This is a genomic window from Microvirgula aerodenitrificans DSM 15089 (assembly GCF_000620105.1).
Taxonomy (GTDB): domain Bacteria; phylum Pseudomonadota; class Gammaproteobacteria; order Burkholderiales; family Aquaspirillaceae; genus Microvirgula; species Microvirgula aerodenitrificans.
Genome location: NZ_JHVK01000020.1, coordinates 1 through 16,687 on the forward strand (window position 1 = coordinate 1; position 16,687 = coordinate 16,687).

The 16,687-nt window shown below is 61.8% G+C and carries 16 protein-coding genes, 1 tRNA gene and 1 rRNA gene; 10 read left to right on the top strand and 8 right to left on the bottom strand.

Annotated features, from left to right (window positions below):
- Positions 1 to 180 precede the first annotated feature (180 nt).
- From rrf to Q352_RS0114650, 3 genes are all read left to right on the top strand, one after another.
- Positions 181 to 296, top strand: a 5S ribosomal RNA gene (rrf, locus tag Q352_RS0114640).
- 185 nt (positions 297 to 481) lie between these two features.
- Positions 482 to 1,474, top strand: a complete 993-nt coding sequence (locus tag Q352_RS0114645; RefSeq protein ID WP_084300233.1) for an RHS repeat-associated core domain-containing protein — start codon at positions 482 to 484, stop codon at positions 1,472 to 1,474.
- A 113-nt stretch (positions 1,475 to 1,587) separates the two neighbouring features.
- Positions 1,588 to 1,872, top strand: a complete 285-nt coding sequence (locus Q352_RS0114650) for a ComEA family DNA-binding protein (RefSeq protein WP_373280121.1) — start codon at positions 1,588 to 1,590, stop codon at positions 1,870 to 1,872.
- 43 nt (positions 1,873 to 1,915) lie between these two features.
- Here Q352_RS0114650 and argA read toward each other — a convergent pair whose 3' ends face one another.
- The 5 genes from argA to gpmI form a co-directional block, all read right to left on the bottom strand.
- On the bottom strand, positions 1,916 to 3,229 hold the full coding sequence (gene argA / locus Q352_RS0114655) for an amino-acid N-acetyltransferase (protein WP_028499991.1): 1,314 nt from the start codon (positions 3,227 to 3,229) through the stop codon (positions 1,916 to 1,918).
- A gap of 104 nt (positions 3,230 to 3,333) precedes the next feature.
- Positions 3,334 to 3,717 (bottom strand): hypothetical protein, encoded by a 384-nt coding sequence (locus Q352_RS21340; RefSeq protein WP_051528993.1) that lies wholly within the window; start codon positions 3,715 to 3,717, stop codon positions 3,334 to 3,336.
- A gap of 50 nt (positions 3,718 to 3,767) precedes the next feature.
- On the bottom strand, positions 3,768 to 5,180 hold the full coding sequence (locus Q352_RS0114665) for a S41 family peptidase (protein WP_028499992.1): 1,413 nt from the start codon (positions 5,178 to 5,180) through the stop codon (positions 3,768 to 3,770).
- Between the two features lie 34 nt (positions 5,181 to 5,214).
- Positions 5,215 to 6,540 carry a murein hydrolase activator EnvC family protein gene (locus Q352_RS0114670; protein ID WP_028499993.1) on the bottom strand — a complete coding sequence of 442 codons (1,326 nt, stop codon included), beginning with the start codon at positions 6,538 to 6,540 and terminating at the stop codon, positions 5,215 to 5,217.
- A complete protein-coding gene (gpmI, locus tag Q352_RS0114675) occupies positions 6,537 to 8,063 on the bottom strand; it encodes a 2,3-bisphosphoglycerate-independent phosphoglycerate mutase (RefSeq protein ID WP_028499994.1) in 1,527 nt (508 codons plus the stop codon). Before gpmI ends, Q352_RS0114670 begins: the two co-directional genes overlap by 4 nt.
- 172 nt (positions 8,064 to 8,235) lie before the next feature.
- Here gpmI and Q352_RS0114680 point away from each other — a divergent pair, with 172 nt between their 5' ends.
- Positions 8,236 to 8,490 (top strand): ArsR/SmtB family transcription factor, encoded by a 255-nt coding sequence (locus tag Q352_RS0114680; protein WP_199489878.1) that lies wholly within the window; start codon positions 8,236 to 8,238, stop codon positions 8,488 to 8,490.
- Between the two features lie 110 nt (positions 8,491 to 8,600).
- Here Q352_RS0114680 and secD read toward each other — a convergent pair whose 3' ends face one another.
- The 3 genes from secD to tgt form a co-directional block, all read right to left on the bottom strand.
- On the bottom strand, positions 8,601 to 10,421 hold the full coding sequence (gene secD, locus Q352_RS0114685; RefSeq protein WP_028499996.1) for a protein translocase subunit SecD: 1,821 nt from the start codon (positions 10,419 to 10,421) through the stop codon (positions 8,601 to 8,603).
- Positions 10,422 to 10,492: 71 nt separating this feature from the next.
- Complete coding sequence (gene yajC / locus Q352_RS0114690) at positions 10,493 to 10,771, bottom strand: preprotein translocase subunit YajC (RefSeq protein ID WP_156952564.1); 279 nt, start codon at positions 10,769 to 10,771, stop codon at positions 10,493 to 10,495.
- A gap of 92 nt (positions 10,772 to 10,863) precedes the next feature.
- Positions 10,864 to 11,976: a tRNA guanosine(34) transglycosylase Tgt gene (gene tgt, locus Q352_RS0114695; RefSeq protein WP_028499998.1), complete on the bottom strand. Its 1,113-nt coding sequence runs from the start codon at positions 11,974 to 11,976 to the stop codon at positions 10,864 to 10,866.
- 122 nt (positions 11,977 to 12,098) lie between these two features.
- Between tgt and Q352_RS0114700 the strand changes: the two genes are divergently transcribed.
- The 6 genes from Q352_RS0114700 to pheS all read left to right on the top strand — a co-directional run bounded on the left by Q352_RS0114700 (position 12,099) and on the right by pheS (position 16,677).
- Positions 12,099 to 12,175 (top strand) — tRNA-Ile (locus tag Q352_RS0114700).
- Positions 12,176 to 12,369: 194 nt separating this feature from the next.
- Positions 12,370 to 14,271: a threonine--tRNA ligase gene (gene thrS, locus Q352_RS0114705; RefSeq protein WP_028499999.1), complete on the top strand. Its 1,902-nt coding sequence runs from the start codon at positions 12,370 to 12,372 to the stop codon at positions 14,269 to 14,271.
- Positions 14,272 to 14,304: 33 nt separating this feature from the next.
- Entirely contained in the window at positions 14,305 to 14,832 is a 528-nt protein-coding gene (infC, locus tag Q352_RS0114710; RefSeq protein ID WP_028500000.1) for a translation initiation factor IF-3, read from the top strand.
- A gap of 152 nt (positions 14,833 to 14,984) precedes the next feature.
- A complete protein-coding gene (gene rpmI, locus Q352_RS0114715; protein WP_028500001.1) occupies positions 14,985 to 15,182 on the top strand; it encodes a 50S ribosomal protein L35 in 198 nt (65 codons plus the stop codon).
- Between the two features lie 11 nt (positions 15,183 to 15,193).
- Entirely contained in the window at positions 15,194 to 15,553 is a 360-nt protein-coding gene (rplT, locus tag Q352_RS0114720; protein WP_028500002.1) for a 50S ribosomal protein L20, read from the top strand.
- A 140-nt stretch (positions 15,554 to 15,693) separates the two neighbouring features.
- A complete protein-coding gene (pheS, locus tag Q352_RS0114725; RefSeq protein ID WP_028500003.1) occupies positions 15,694 to 16,677 on the top strand; it encodes a phenylalanine--tRNA ligase subunit alpha in 984 nt (327 codons plus the stop codon).
- Positions 16,678 to 16,687 lie beyond the last annotated feature (10 nt).

Genomic DNA, 16,687 nt, shown 5'->3' on the forward strand with positions numbered 1-16,687 from the left:
TAGGTCGGGTGTGGAAGCGCAGTAATGCGTTAAGCTAACCGATACTAATTGCCCGTGCGGCTTGATCCTATAAGTCGAGACATTCGGCTGTGTGAGCGAGCGATACGCAAAATCTGACTTGAAGTTGTTGCTTCTTCTGTTTCTGGTTGTTGGGATAAGTCCCGGCGACCAACCTTTTACCCTGGCGGCCATAGCGAGCGGGAACCACCCCTTCCCATCCCGAACAGGACCGTGAAACTGCTTTGCGCCGATGATAGTGTGGCACTTGCCCATGCGAAAGTAGGTCACCGCCAGGTCCTATACTGAAGCCCTCGTACCCTGTACGAGGGCTTCTTTCATTGGTGCGACTGAATGCGCAAAGCCGCCCCCCGTGCCATGCCCGGGGGGCTTTTTTACGGCCATTCTCCGCCCGTCGGCAGGCTGCTGTGCCGGCCTCCGGCATCGCCTATAGCACCAGAAACGGAGTGAAAAGGGGACGCAGATGCTGGCAGGAAGGGCGGGGCTGGCTTCAGCGGCCATGACGGCCGGTGCGCGACTGCGCATTGGCATGCATGGCGAACTGGTCGACTGGGTTGGGCAGAGAGCGCCGCTGTATCACCTCGGCAATGGTGCACGCAGCTATGATCCCACTGCGCAGCGTTTCCTGCGCATGGACCCGTTCAGCCCGTTCTCGGCAGGTGGCAGGAATCCGTACGCTTTCTGCGAGGCCGATCCGGTCAATCGCACCGATCCGTCCGGCTATGCTGCCATGAGCATTCAGGCAGGCATCGGGCTGGCATTCGGCATACTGGGTATCTTCCTGACTGCACTGACTTTCGGGGCGGTGGCCTTGCCGCTGACCAGCCTGGTGTCCTGGCTGCTCATGACGCCGGCAGTGCTCGGGGTTGGCGCCAACGTGACCGGGATCCTGTCCTCCGTGCTGGAGGAGACGCACCCCGAGGCCTCGCGCGCGCTGGGCTGGGCTTCACTGGGCCTGGGCATTGCGGCAACGGTATTCGGGGCGCTGCTGCCTTCGGCCGGCCTCTATGCCAAAGCCTCGGGCCGCTTGCTGGTTGGTTCGGCCCGGAAGCCCGATTTTCTTTCTCTCGAGAATGGCAATCTGTTCCTGTTCCAGTCGCGCTTCCGGGATGGTTCGCTGATTGCCACGCATGGCAGCCGGGATGCCGCGCTGTACGGTCCTGCCGGTTCCAGACTGTCGGCGCTGGACTGGAGCATTATCGTGGGTCGCTACCTCAAGGCTTATCGTGACAGCGACCGCAGCGGCCCGCTGTATCTGCTGTCCTGCTACGCAACCCGGAACGGAAGGAATTCCAATGCGGCCATTATTTCCAGCATGCTGCGCCGGGATGTGATTGCTTTCGATGCTCCTGTTTCCAGGATGATGTACACCCGCAGCCATCGCCACTATCTGCTTTTCGATTCCCGCCTCGGCCAGCCGGTCCGGTTCGTCAACCGTGTCCGGCATGTCGTATAGCGGCGAGTGCCGCCTGTCCTGTGACATTCTTGCCACGCTGCTTGTCACCCGATTTGGGGCAGGCAGCACTGCCGGCGTACGGTGTGGGCTCCGACAGTCAACGGGAGTGCATCGTGATCAGGCAATGGGTGTGGGTATGGCTGGCCCTGGCGTGGAGTGTGCCGGTCCTTGCCGCGGTGGATGTCAACAGTGCCAGCGCACAGCAACTGGAGGCGGTCAAAGGCATCGGCCCGGCCAAGGCACGGGCCATCGTCGATTACCGGAGCCGCAACGGCCCGTTCAAATCGCTGGACGATCTGAGCAGGGTTGACGGGATCGGGCCGAAATCACTGGAGAAGATGAAGCCCGAGCTGCAGCTCGGGACGAAACCGCCACCGAAACCGGCGGTGAAGAAATAAGCCGGAAGGCGGCCACATGACCGCCTTCTGGTGCGATGGTGAATCAGAGCATCTTGACGAAAGCCTTGGAACGACGCTGGTAGTTGTACAGTTCCTGTTTGCGCAGTGGCAGTTCGGACAGTTCCGCCTCGACAAAGCCGCGTTCGACAAACCAGTGTGCAGTCTGGGTCGTCAGCACGAACAGGCGTTCCAGGCCAAGCTGGCGCGCACGCTGCTCGGTATGCCGCAGCAGTGCATCGCCATGACCGCGGCTCTGCCACTGCTGGGACACGGCCAGACAGGCCAGTTCACCCATCTGGCTTTCCGGGAACGGGTACAGCGCCACGCAGCCGGTGATCTTGTTGTCGTGTTCGATGACCGAGTAATAGCCAATCTCCATCTCGATCAGCTCTCGTCCCCGCTTGACCAGCAGACCGTCGCGCTCCAGCGGTTCGATCAGGCCGAGGATGCTGCCGACGTCGTCGATATCGGCCCGGCGCATGACCAGCAGGGCTTCGGGCGCGATCATGGTGCCGCTGCCATCATGGGTGAACAGCTCCTGCAGCAGCGCGCCGTCGCTCTGGGCGACCAGATGCGCCCGCTTGATACCGTGCCGGCTGGCGAGCACGGCGGCGTTCATCGAGCGGCGGACCTCGTCGCTGAGGTGGCTGGCTTCAGTCTGCAGCCAGGTTTCCGCCTCGCGAACGATAAACTCCTTCATGCGCTGGCCATCCGCGTCGACGACACCGGACGGGCTGTCGACCAGGAACATCAGCTTGTCCGCCTTCAGCGAGATGGCGGCCTGGGTCGCGACGTCTTCCATGCGCAGATTGAAGATCTCGCCAGTCGGCGAGTAGCCGAGCGGTGACAGCAGCACCAGGTCACCGGCATCGAGCCGGGCCTTGATGGCAGCGGTTTCCAGCTTGCGGATCTGGCCGCTGTACTGCATGTCGATCCCGTCGATGACACCGAGCGGACGGGCAATGATGAAGTTGCCGCAGGCGACGCGCAGATTGGCACCGGCCATTGGCGAATCGGGCATGGCGACCGACAGCTGGGCCTCGATTTCGGCACGGGTATAGCCGATGGCCTGCTTGACCACTTCCAGACTGGCCAGGTCGGTCAGCCGGTAGTCCTGATGGAAACGGCGGGCAATGCCACGGAACTTGAGCTGGGCCTCGACCTGCGGGCGGGCGCCATGGACCAGGATAACGCGGACGCCAAGGCTGACCAGCAGGTTGATATCGTGCGACAGCGAGGCGAATCGTCGCTGGTCGACCACCTCTCCACCGAAACCGATAACAAAGGTCTTGCCGCGAAAGGTATGGATATACGGGGCGGCTTCACGCAGGCACTGGACAAATTCGTGGCTAGTCATGACGGGAGTATGTTGGAGGTGGGACGGAAAGAATGACGATGTCAGTGGATTGTGCGCTGCATCGTGACAGGCGTACAGACGTATTGCCTGCGAGCATGAACAGCTTACAGCTCGCGGCGCAGTTCTTCCGGTGTGGCGTCGTGATCGCCATGCATGTGCTGTTCATACACGTGCATATAGGCTTCACGCGATTTCAGGGCTGTGGCCGGGACGCCGAGATTGTGCAGCTGGACTGATTCGCTGTAGTCGATCAGCGCATCGCGCATCCTTGCGTAGTGGCTGTCCTCGAGCGGGAAGCCGCACTGCAGCAGCAATGCCCTGAGCTGCTGGTACTGATGCTGGTCGACGTCATAGCGCACCGTGACCCGCTGCTGGTCCGGAAACGCCTGTGCCGACACGCCGGGCAGGCGACCGAGCAGCGCCGCGGCCGCATCCGGCTCTGCGAGCACGACAATGTCGCGGCACTTGCTCAGTTCCCGGTCCGGCATGGGCTGTTCTCCGGAAGAAGCGCCGCCGGCAACTGCCGGCGGCATGGACATCAGTTCTTCTTGTCCAGTATTTGCTGGACCTTGAGGATGTTCAAGGCCTGGGCCAGCTGGTTGTCGGTCTTCGGATCCGGGTCACGCGGGTCGACGCGCGACGGTTCGGTCGTTTCCGGCGCCGCCGGTACTTCCGGTTGCGGAGTGGCCTTGCCCTTGCTGTCCCCGTTCGGATTGGACAGGTGATGGTTCAGATCGGCTTCGCGCACGCGGATGATCGGCAGCGCCACCTGCTTCTTGTCGCTGTCCGGCTGGATGGCTTCGACCGTGACGTCCGGGGTAATGCCCTTGGCCTGGATCGAGGTGCCCTTCGGCGTGAAATACCGCGCCGTGGTCAGCTTGATGCCGCCGGCACTGCCCAGCGGCAGGATCGACTGCACCGAGCCCTTGCCGAAGGTCTGCGTACCGACCACTACCGCGCGCTTGTAGTCCTGCAGCGCACCGGTGACGATTTCGGACGCGCTCGCAGTGCCGGCATTGACCAGCACGACCATCGGCACGTTCTTGGCTTCGGCCGGCAGCCCCTTCAGCGGGTCATCCTTGCTGCGCGGGTCGCGCGGATAGTTGGCCGGGTCGGTCGTCAGCTGCATCTTCGCGTCCGGGGTGCGCCCTTCGGTGTAGACCACCAGCTTGTTCTGCGGCAGGAAGGCCGCCGACACGCCGACTGCGGCGTTCAGCAAACCACCCGGATCGTCACGCAGGTCGAGCAGCAGGCCCTTCAGCGGGCGCTTGTTGTCCTTGTACAGCGTGGCGAGTGCCTGGGCCAGGTTCTCGACCGTGTGCTCCTGGAACTGGGTGATGCGGACATAGCCGATATCCGGTTCCAGCAGCTTGAACTTGACGCTCTTGGTCTTGATGATCGCGCGGGTCAGTTGCACGTTGAACGACTTGGCCTCGCTCTTGCGGGCGATGGTCAGCGTGACCCTGGTGCCCGGCTTGCCGCGCATGCGCTTGACCGCATCGGTGCTGGACAGGCCACGCACCGGCGTATCGTCGATCTTGATGATCAGGTCGCCGCTCTTCAGCCCGGCCTTGGCGGCGGGGGTATCCTCGATCGGCGACACGATCTTCACCAGACCGTCTTCCATGCCGATTTCGATGCCCAGACCGCCGAACTCGCCCTGCGTACCCTCACGAAGTTCCTTGAATGCTTCCGGATCCAGATAGCTGGAGTGCGGATCGAGGCCCGATACCATGCCGTTGATGGCCTCGGTAATCAGCTTCTTGTCGTCGACCGGCTCGACATAATCGGACTTGATGCGTCCGTAGACTTCGGCAAACGTCCTCAGCTCGTTGAGCGGCAGGGGGGCCAGCGTGTCCTTGTCGGCCGCGGCCGTGATCGACAGCGTCAGCACGGCACCGGCAATGGCGCCGGCGCTGACGAGTGCGAATTTTTGCCGCCGGTTTTGCATGTAATTCTCCTGATGACTATGCGGGTGCGGGCGATCAGCGTGCCCAGCTTGTCGGGTTGAGTGGCTGGCCCTGGTGGCGGATCTCGAAATAAATGCCGCTATCGCCCAAATTGCCTGTACTGCCGGTAGTGGCAACAGTATCACCTGCGCGTATCTGTGTGCCGACTGCTTTGGTCAAACTGTCGCCGCCACCGTAGATGCTCATGTAACTGCCGCCATGGTCAATGATTAGCATGTTGCCGAAACCGCGCAAGCTGTCTGCATAGACAACGCGGCCATCGGCAACGGCATGGACGGCCTGGCCAGGGGCGGCCTTGATGAACAGGCCGCGCCAGGTGGTGCCCTCACTGCGGCGCTCGCCGAAATGACCGGCAATGCTGCCGGCGACCGGCAGCCGCATGCGGCCTTTCAGCGATACGAAGCTGCGGCCGGCGGCCGAGCTGTCGGCGGCTTCGTCGACGCGCTCCTCGGGAATCTGCCGCACGGCCACCGGTGCCGGCGCCGGTTTGCCGGCCTTGCGGGCTTCCTGCGCCCGGCGCTGGTCTTCACGCTGAGCCTCGCGTTTGGCTTCGAGCTGCGCCTTGCGGCGCGCCTCGGCGCGCTGACGCGCGGCTTCGCGCTTGCGCTCGGCGATCTGCTGCTGGATCTGGGCAATCAGGCTGGTCAGGCGTTTCTGGTCTTCCTGCAGCTTGGTCATCTGCGTCTGCTTGCTGGCAATTTCGCGCGACAGCTGCGACACCAGCGTGGCATGCGCATCCTGCTGCTTCAGCAGGTCCTGCTTCTTGCGCTGCCGCTCCGAACTCAGCGAACTGAGCTTGTTCTTTTCCTGCTGCAACTGGGCGGACAGCTGTTCCAGCTCGCCGACCTGCTGCTTCAACTGGGTGAACTGCTTTTGCTGGGCGCGCGACAGATAACCGTAGTACTGCAGGTCGCGGGCTGCCTGGTTCGGGTCCTGCTGCTTGAGCAGCACGGCGAGGGCGTCGGCGGACTGCCGGTGCTCGTACTGTGCTTTCAGGATGTGACCGACGCGCGTGCGCGTACCGTCGATCTGCTTCTGCGTCTCGGCAATCTGGTTTTCGACCCGCTGGATTTCCCGCTCGCTGCTGGACTGCTTGAGATTCAGGTCCTGCAGCAGCTGGTTGGCGGCGGCGATGGCGCTGGCGGACTGCTTCAGCGCGTCACTGGCTTCGGCGCGGTCGGATTCCTTTTCCTTGATGTCTTTCTTCAGCGTACTGATCTGACTGCGGATTTCTTTCAGATCCTGCTGGACCGGTGCCGTGGTCAACGGCGCATTGCCGGCCGGGGCCGCAATGGCGGCGCCGGACAGCAACAGGGCGAGTAGCGAGAGTCTATGTGTCACTGGTACTGGATCAGGGAATGGCCAGTCATCTCGGCCGGAACCGGAACGCCCATCATGGCCAACAGGGTGGGGGCGACATCCTTCAGCGCCCCCCCTGTGGCGATGGTCGCCGAGCGGGGGCTTACGTAGCAGAACGGTACCACGTTGGTCGTATGCTGGGTGTGGGGCTGATGGTGAATCTTGTCGTCCATCTGCTCGCAGTTGCCGTGGTCGGCGGTGATCAGCACCTCGCCGCCGGCGGCCAGCATGGCATCGACGCAGCGGCCGACGCAGTCGTCCAGGGCTTCGACCGCCCTGACTGCCGCGTCGAAGTTGCCGGTATGGCCGACCATGTCGCCGTTGGCGAAGTTGCAGATGATGGCCTGGTACTTGCCGCTGGCGATGGCGGCCAGGATGTTGGCGGTGACTTCGGGAGCGCTCATTTCCGGCTGCAGATCGTAGGTTTCGACCTTCGGTGACGGTACCAGGATGCGGTCTTCGCCCGGATAGACCTTCTCCTCGCCGCCATTGAAGAAGTACGTCACGTGCGGATATTTCTCGGTTTCGGCGATGCGGAGCTGATTCAGCCCCAGCGCGGCGACATATTCGCCGAAGCCGTTATGAATCTGTTGTGGCTGGTAGGCGATGACATGGTGCGCATAGTCGGCGCCGTAGCGGGTCAGCGTGCCGAAGAAACCCAGTCGCGGCTGGCGGACCGGGAAACCGTCGAAGGCCGGGTCGGTCAGCGCGCTGGTCAGTTCGCGCGCCCGGTCGGCGCGGAAATTCATGAACAGGACCGCGTCGCCGTCTTCGATGCGGCCGGGGGCACCGATTACGGTCGGTTTGACGAATTCGTCGTTCTCGTCGCGTGCATAGGCGGCGGCAAGCGCGGCCACACCGGTCTCGGCCTGGTACGGTGCCTCGCCGTCAACCACCAGCCGGCAGGCCTGGGCCACGCGGTCCCAGCGCTTGTCGCGGTCCATGGCGAAGAAACGGCCGCAGACCGAGGCCAGACGGGCATTCGGGCATTCGGCCAGCACGGCGTCGAGTCGGCGCAGATAGGTATCGGCGCTGCGCGGTGGCGTATCGCGGCCATCGAGAAAGGCGTGCAGGCGGATGTCGGCGACCCCGGCCGCCTGTGCGGCACGGATCAGCGCGTGGATATGGTTTTCATGGCTGTGGACGCCGCCGTCGGACAGCAGGCCGAACAGGTGCAGCGCATGACCGCGGGCGGCGGCGAAAGCCTGCAGGAAGGCCGGGTTGCGGTCGAACAGGTTTTCCTCGATGTCGAGGTCGATACGGCTGATGTCCTGGGTAACGACGCGGCCTGCGCCTATGTTTAGGTGACCGACCTCGGAATTGCCGAATTGTCCGGTTGGCAGACCCACGGCGCGCTCGGACGCGTCTATGGTGCCGCAGGCATGCGTGGCCATCAGCCGGTCGAGGTTGGGCTTGCGGGCGTGCAGGATGGCGTTGTCGTCGCCTTCTGCGCGGTGGCCGAAGCCGTCAAGGATCAGAAGAAGGACCGGAGTGACGTTTTTCATAATGGCAATTTGTGAATTTTAATCAATGTGTATATTAGAACTTCTTGATGATTGGGACGTTTCAAGTTAGTATTTTAACGATTGAAATTGCTTGGGCGCCATGTCCGCCTGATGTTCGGGAGCACTTACCTTGCTTTTCTCTGATGATCACATCGAACAGACATCCCGCGCCATGAAGGCGATGTCACATCCTCTGCGTTTGAAGATCATCTCGGTGCTGGGCGACCGGGAGGTCAGCGTACAGGATATTGTCGACAAGGTCGGTACCTCCCAGTCGAATATTTCCCAGCATCTGGCCATCATGCGGGACAAGGGAGTATTGCGTACGCGCAAGGACGCCAACCGCGTTTATTACCGGGTTGGCGATCTGCGTACACTGGAAGTGTTGAAGATGATGCGCGAAGTCTTCTGTGGCTTCAGCGAGTAGCCGGCAGGCCCGCTCGCCGTCGTTGCAATCGGTCAAGTACATGTAAAAGGGCACCCGGATGGGTGCCCTTTTTTGCGCCTGCCCGGGGTTGCTCCCGGGCGTGCCGTGCATCAGATCGGCAGGCTCGTCAGGCGACGGCGCGAACCGTAGGCCAGGTTGACGATACCGCGCGAGACCAGCACCGCGGTGAACATCGAGGTCATGATGCCGAGGCAGTGCACGACGGCAAAGCCGCGCACCGGGCCGGAGCCGAAGATCAGCAGGGCGACACCGGCGATCAGCGTGGTGATGTTCGAGTCGAGGATGGTATGCCACGCATGCTCGTAGCCGGCCTTGATCGCCGCCTGCGGCGTCACTCCATTGCGCAGCTCCTCCCGTATCCGCTCGTTGATCAGCACGTTCGCGTCAATGGCCATACCCAGCGCCAGCGCGATGGCGGCAATGCCCGGCAGCGTCAGCGTAGCCTGCAGCATCGACAGCAGGGCGATCAGCATCAGCACGTTGGCGGCCAGCGACAGCGCCGAAATCACGCCGAACACGCGGTAGTAGAGAATCATGAAGATCGCCATGGCGGCGAAGCCGTACAGCGTGGAGTCGAAGCCCTTCCTGATGTTCTCGGCACCCAGCGACGGGCCGACCGTGCGTTCCTCGATGATGTTCATCGGTGCGGCCAGCGAACCGGCGCGCAGCAGCAGCGCGACGTCATTGGCCTCGGCCGGGTTCATCGAGCCGGAAATCTGCACGCGACCGCCGCCGATTTCACCGCGGATGACCGGTGCGGTCACCACTTCGCCCTTGCCCTTTTCGACCAGGATCATCGCCATGCGGCGGTTGATGTTCTCGGCCGTGACCTGGCGGAAGATGCTGGCGCCGGTGCTGTCGAGGTTGATCAGCACGGCGGCACCGCCGTTTTCGTCGAAGCCCGGCTGCGCGTCATTGATGTTGTCGCCGGTCAGCTCGACATCCTTGCGCACCAGGATCGGCCGCGGCTCGCCGCCGGAACCGACTTCATTCATCAGGTCGTAGCCGGCCGGCGTCATGCCGTTGACGGCGTCTGCCAGCTTCTGGCTGTCGTCCTCGACCAGGCGCACTTCCAGCGTCGCGGTGCGACCGAGAATGTCCTTGGCCTTGGCCGTGTCCTGCACCCCCGGCAGCTGCACCACGATCCGGTTCGGGCCGGACTGCTGGATGATCGGTTCGGCCACGCCGAGCTCGTTCACCCGGTTGTGCAGGGTGGTGATGTTCTGCTTGACGGCGTCGGTCTGCACTTTCTGCAGTTCGGCCTGCGACAGCGAGGCGGTGATCGTGTTGCTGGCGTCGTCGGTCTTCAGTGTCAGGTTCGGGATCTGGCGGGCGATGACGTCGGAGATGAGGTTCAGCGTCTCGCCATCGCGCGCGCTGATCGACAGCGAGTCACCATTGCGGCGGATCTGGCCGTAACGGATCTTCTGCGCCTTCAGCTCGCGGCGGATATCGCCGGAGTAGCGTTCGAGCGTCTTGTCGACGGCAGCCTTCATGTCCACTTCGAGCAGGAAGTGAACGCCGCCGCGCAGGTCGAGACCGAGGAACATCGGGTGGGCCTTGATATTGGCCAGCCAGTCCGGCGACGACGACAGCAGGTTCAGCGCGACGATGTAGTTGTCGCCGAGTTGCGACTGGATGGCATCGCGCGCCTTCAGTTGTTCGTCCGGCGTCTGGAAGCGGACCTTCAGGCTGCCGTTGTCCAGATAGGCGCCGACGGGCGAAAGGTGCTTGTCCTTCAGCAGGGTCTCGACGCGATCCATCAGCGTGGCGTCGACCGGATAAGCGCTGCGAGTGCTGGAGACCTGCACCGCCGGGCTTTCACCGTAGAAATTCGGCAGCGTGTAGATCGCACTCACGACCAGCGCCACCGCAATGATCAGGTACTTCCAGAGGGGGTAGCGGTTCATGGTGACTTGGGGGCAGATGAAAACGATTCGCGCCGCGTGGGATCACGCGGCGCGGCATGGCAGGCGGGAATTTATCCCTTGTAGCTGCCTTTTTCCAGTTTGTTGCCGATTGCGGCACGCTGGAACTGGATTTCTATACCCTTGGCAACCTCGACCGTCACATCGTTGCCGTCGAGCTTGGTGATGCGGCCGATCATGCCGGCCTGGGTCAGCACTTCGTCGCCCTTTTGCAGCGCTTCGAGCATGGCCTTCTGTTCCTTCATCTTCTTCTGCTGCGGGCGAACCAGCAGGAACCAGAACAGGATGAAGATGACAATCATCGGCAGGAACGACATCAGTTGTTCGTTCATCTTGGTGAATCTCCGGATGGGAATGAAATGAAACGGCACATTGTAACGGAAAGGCGCTTGGCTGCACCTTATGCCGGTTTGTGGCGCGGGAATCAGGCCCCGCGGGCGCGCCGTTCGTGGAAGCCGGCCTCATAATCGGCGAAGCGGTCGTCTTCGATCGCCTGGCGCATTTCAGCCATCAACTGCTGGTAATAATGCAGGTTGTGGATGGTATTGAGCTGGGCACCGAGAATCTCGCCGGCACGATGCAGGTGATGCAGGTAGGCGCGGCTGAAATGGCGGCAGGCATAGCAGTCGCACTGCTCGTCCAGCGGGCGCTTGTCGTCGCGATGACGGGCATTCTTGATCTTGATGTCGCCCCACTGGGTGAACAGCCAGCCATTGCGCGCATTGCGGGTCGGCATCACGCAGTCGAACATGTCGATGCCGTTGGCGACGCCATGGACCAGATCTTCCGGCGTACCGACACCCATAAGGTAGTGCGGTTTGTCTGCCGGCAGCATCGGCTGCAGCTCGCGCATCATCCGGTACATCTCCGGTTTCGGCTCGCCGACCGACAGCCCGCCGATGGCGATGCCGTCGAAGCCGATCTTCATCAGCCCTTCCAGTGATTCCTGGCGCAGGTCGGTATACAGGTTGCCCTGGACGATGCCGAACAGCGCATTCGGATTCTTCAGGTCATTGAATGCGTTGCGGCTGCGCTCGGCCCAGCGCAGGCTCATGCGCATCGACTCGCCGGCGGTGCGGTGGTCGACCTGGCCTGGCGTGCACTCGTCCAGCTGCATGACGATGTCGGAGTTCAGTACCGTCTGGATCTGCATCGACACCTCCGGCGACAGGAACAGCTTGTCGCCATTGATCGGGCTCTGGAAGGTCACGCCTTCCTCGGTGATCTTGCGCAACTGGCCGAGGCTGAATACCTGGAAGCCGCCCGAGTCGGTCAGGATCGGTTTCTGCCAGCCGATGAAGTCGTGCAGGCCGCCGAACTTGCCGACGATATCCAGGCCGGGACGCAACCACAGGTGAAAGGTGTTGCCGAGGATGATCTGCGCGCCGATGTCGTGCAGATTGTCCGGCGTCATTGCCTTGACCGATCCATAAGTGCCTACCGGCATGAAAACCGGGGTCTGGACCACACCGTGATTGAGCGTCAGCTCGCCGCGGCGCGCGGCGCCGCTTTGTTTTAGCAATTTGAATTCGAGCATGAAATCGCGGGAAAGAGTGTAAAATCAGGGCGCTAGTATAACGCACTTGGATGCTGGCGAAGATTTCTCCGAAAAGGGGCTTGCGTCAGGAAAAGAGTGTCGGTATAGTTCGGTTCCTCGGCAGGCACGTAGCTCAGCTGGTTAGAGCATCGTCTTGATAAGGCGGGGGTCGTTGGTTCGAGTCCAATCGTGCCTACCAACACATTCCTAATCGGAGTAATCCAGATGAACGCCCGAACTGAAAACACCGGACAGCCATTACTGTTTGGTCGGGCCATCTAGAGAACTTCTGATACTAAAAAGTGCGGCTCAGACCGCACTTTTTTTTTGCTTTTTTTCCCGGCGGCGGGAATCGCGTGCCGGTTTTTGTGGCTTCAAGCCAGGGGATCACACATGCCTGCCATTCGCCTGCCGGACGGTTCCGTCCGCCAATTCGAACATCCCGTTTCCGTCCATGATGTCGCCGCGTCGATCGGCGCCGGCCTTGCGCGCGCCGCGCTGGCGGGGCGGGTCGACGGCAAGCTGGTCGATACCCGCTTTGTCATCGACCACGACGCCGACCTGGCGATCGTGACCGACAAGGACGCCGACGGTGTCGACATCCTTCGCCACTCGACGGCCCACCTGCTGGCCTATGCGGTCAAGACGCTGTTCCCTGATGCGCAGGTCACCATCGGACCGGCGATCGAAAACGGCTTCTACTACGACTTCAGCTACAAGCGTCCGTTTACGCCGGAAGACCTGATCGCCATCGAGAAGAAGATGGCCGAGCTGGCGAAGAAGGACATTCCGGTCGAGCGCATGGAAATGTCGCGTGACGATGCCGTGGCCTACTTCAAGTCGATCGGCGAGAACTACAAGGCGGAAATCATCGAGTCGATTCCGCAGGGCGAAGTGCTGTCGCTGTATCGCGAGGGTGATTTCACCGACCTCTGTCGTGGCCCGCACGTCCCGTCGACCGGCAAGCTCAAGGTGTTCAAGCTGATGAAGCTGGCCGGCGCCTACTGGCGTGGCGACAGCCGCAACGAGATGCTGCAGCGCATCTACGGCACCGCCTGGGCGAAGAAGGAAGACCTCGAGCAGTACCTGCACATGCTGGAAGAGGCGGAAAAGCGCGACCACCGCAAGCTGGGCCGCCAGCTCGACCTGTTCCATATCCAGGAAGAAGCGCCGGGCATGGTGTTCTGGCACCCGAAGGGCTGGACGCTGTGGCAGCAGGTCGAACAGTACATGCGCCGCACCATCCTCGAGAACGGCTACCAGGAAGTGCGCACGCCGCAGATCGTCGACCGCTCGCTATGGGAAAAATCCGGCCACTGGGACATGTACTCGGAGCTGATGTTTACCACCGAGTCGGAAAAGCGCGACTACGCGGTCAAGCCGATGAACTGCCCGTGCCACATCCAGATCTTCAACATGGGGATCAAGAGCTACCGCGAGCTGCCGTACCGCATGGCCGAATTCGGCTCCTGCCACCGCAACGAGCCGTCCGGCTCGCTGCACGGCATCATGCGCGTGCGCAACTTCGTCCAGGACGATGCGCACATTTTCTGCACCGACGCCCAGATGCAGGATGAGGCGATCCGCTTTATCGACCTGCTGCAGAGCGTGTACAAGGACTTCGGTTTCGAAGAGATCCTGATCAAGCTGTCCACGCGCCCGGAAAAGCGCGTCGGCGCCGATGCGCTGTGGGACCAGGCCGAAGCCGCGCTGGCCACCGCGCTGGACGTCAAGGGTCTGGCCTACGAGTTGCAGCCGGGCGAAGGGGCCTTCTACGGTCCGAAGATCGAATTCTCGCTGAAGGACAGCCTGGGCCGCGTCTGGCAGTGCGGGACGCTGCAGCTGGACTTCAACCTGCCGGAACGGCTGGGCGCCGAGTACGTGGACGAGGACAACACCCGCAAACACCCGGTCATGCTGCACCGGGCGATCCTCGGCTCGCTCGAACGCTTCATCGGCATCCTGATCGAGCATCACGCCGGCGCGATGCCGCTGTGGCTGGCTCCGACCCAGCTGGTGGTGATGAATATCACCGAAGCACAGGCCGAATATGCAACGGAAATTGCCGAATCGCTGAGGAAACAGGGCTTCCGCGTCGATCTTGACTTGAGAAACGAGAAGATCAGCTATAAAATCCGCGAACACAGCCTGCAAAAGTTGCCGTATCAGATCATCGTCGGTGACAAGGAAAAGGCAGGCGCTCTGGTAGCCGTGCGTGCGCGGACTGGCGAAGACCTCGGCCAGCTCCCGCTCTTCCAGTTCATCGAACGACTCAAGTCGGAACTGCTGCACTGATTTTGACGCGCGGCGGGTCATGTATTTTTTGGAGTGACGGCAATAGCTCAGGAACGCGAACCGCGGATCAACGGCGAAATTACGGCCCGTGAGATCCGCCTGCAAGGGCCCGAAGGGGAACAGCTTGGCATTCTCAGCCTCCGCGAAGCATTCGCGAAGGCAGAAGAACTTGAACTCGACCTGGTCGAGATCGCGCCCACCGCGCAACCGCCGGTGTGCAAGATCATGGACTACGGCAAGTTCAAGTATCAGGAAGCCAAGCGCAAACACGAGCAGAAGCAGAAGCAGAAACAGATCCAGGTCAAGGAAATCAAGTTCAGGCCGGGCACGGATGACGGTGACTACAACGTCAAACTGCGCAACCTGATCCGCTTCCTGACCGAAGGTGACAAGGCCAAGATCACGCTGCGCTTCCGCGGCCGTGAAATGGCTCACCAGGATATTGGCCTGGCGCTGCTCAAACGCGTCGAGGCGGATCTGGCCGAAGTGGGGATTGTCGAACAGTTCCCGCGGCTGGAAGGCCGTCAGATGGTCATGATGATCGGTCCGAAGAAGAAGTAGGACCGGCGTCAGCAGGTTTCCGAGTGCGGCGGGCATGCCCGCCGCATCTCGTTGAAAGGCGGCGCAAGCCGTACAAAAGCGTGACACAACGGTGTACAAGTGCCGCAAGGCCACCCTGTGTCGAATCTAAAAAACTCGCAGGAGTCACTTCCATGCCGAAGATGAAAACCAAGTCGAGCGCGAAAAAGCGTCTCAAGGTCCTGGGCAACGGTGGTGTGAAACGCTCGATGGCTTTCAAGCGTCACATCCTTACCAAGAAGACCACCAAGAACAAGCGCCAGTTGCGCGGTACCGTCATGGTCCACGAAACGAATATGGCCTCTGTTCGCGCCATGCTGCCCTACGCCTAAGGAGTTAAGAGATGCCTCGTGTCAAACGCGGTGTAACCGCTCGCGCCCGTCATAAAAAAGTTCTCGCGCTAGCCAAGGGCTATCGCGGCCGCCGCAAGAACGTATACCGCGTTGCCAAGCAGGCGGTGATGAAGGCCGGTCAATACGCTTACCGTGACCGTCGTCAACGCAAACGCCAGTTCCGCGCCCTGTGGATCGCCCGTATCAACGCCGCTGCGCGTGAATGCGGTCTGAGCTACAGCAAGTTCATGAACGGCCTGAAGCGGGCCGCCATCGAGATCGACCGCAAGGTGCTGGCCGACCTCGCCGTGTTCGACAAGGCTGTGTTTGCACAGCTGGTCGAAAAGGCGAAGGCAAGCCTCGTAGCCTAAGCGTCGGGACATTAAGAAGGAGGCATCTTGCCTCCTTTTTTTTATCCTGACCCGGTACGGGAACGACATTGAACAGGCGGGCGGCTGGCGAAAGCGTCGCAATCGGGGCTTTCGCCAACCGTTCGTATACGGAAATAGCCATGAATACCATTCAGACTCTGCTGGCCGAGGGCCTGGTCGCGCTGGCCGCGGTGCAGGACCTCAACGAGCTCGAGCTGGTCAAGGCCCGCTATCTCGGCAAGAGCGGCGAAATCACCGCGTTGCTGAAGCAACTGGGCCAGATGTCGCCGGAAGAAAAGAAAACCGCGGGTGCGGCCATCAATGCCGGCAAGCAGCAGTTCGAGGCCGCGCACAACCAGCGCCGCGACGAACTGAACGCGGCCCGGCTCGCACAGCAGCTGGCCGCCGAAGCACTCGACGTGACGCTGCCGGGGCGCGGCGCCGGCCTGGGCGGCCTGCACCCGGTCACGCTGACGCTGGAACGCATCGCGACCCTGTTCCGCTCGATGGGCTTCGAGATTGCCGACGGCCCGGAGATCGAAACCGACTTCTACAACTTCCAGGCGCTGAACATTCCGGAAAACCATCCGGCGCGGGCCATGGCGGATACCTTCTACGTCGAGGGCGGTGACGTGCTGCGCACGCATACCTCGCCGATCCAGGCCCGCTTCATGCTGAACAACGCGCCGCCGATCAAGATCATCGCGCCGGGCCGGGTCTATCGCGTCGACTCCGATGCCACCCACTCGCCGATGTTCCACCAGATGGAAGGTCTGTGGGTCGACGAGGGCGTCAGCTTTGCCGACCTGAAGGCGACCATGACCGACTTCCTGCGCCGCTTCTTCGAGAGCGACGACTTGCAGGTGCGCTTCCGTCCAAGCTTTTTCCCGTTCACCGAACCGTCGGCCGAGATCGACGTGCTGGGCAAGAATGGCTGGCTGGAGGTGGGCGGCTGCGGGATGGTGCATCCGAACGTGCTGAAAAACGTCAATATCGACGCGGAAAAGTACACCGGCTTTGCCTTCGGCATCGGGCTGGACCGTTTTGCCATGTTGCGCTACGGCGTGACCGACCTGCGGCTCTTCTTCGAGAACGATCTCAATTTCCTCAAGCAGTTCAACTGATCGCAGCGGA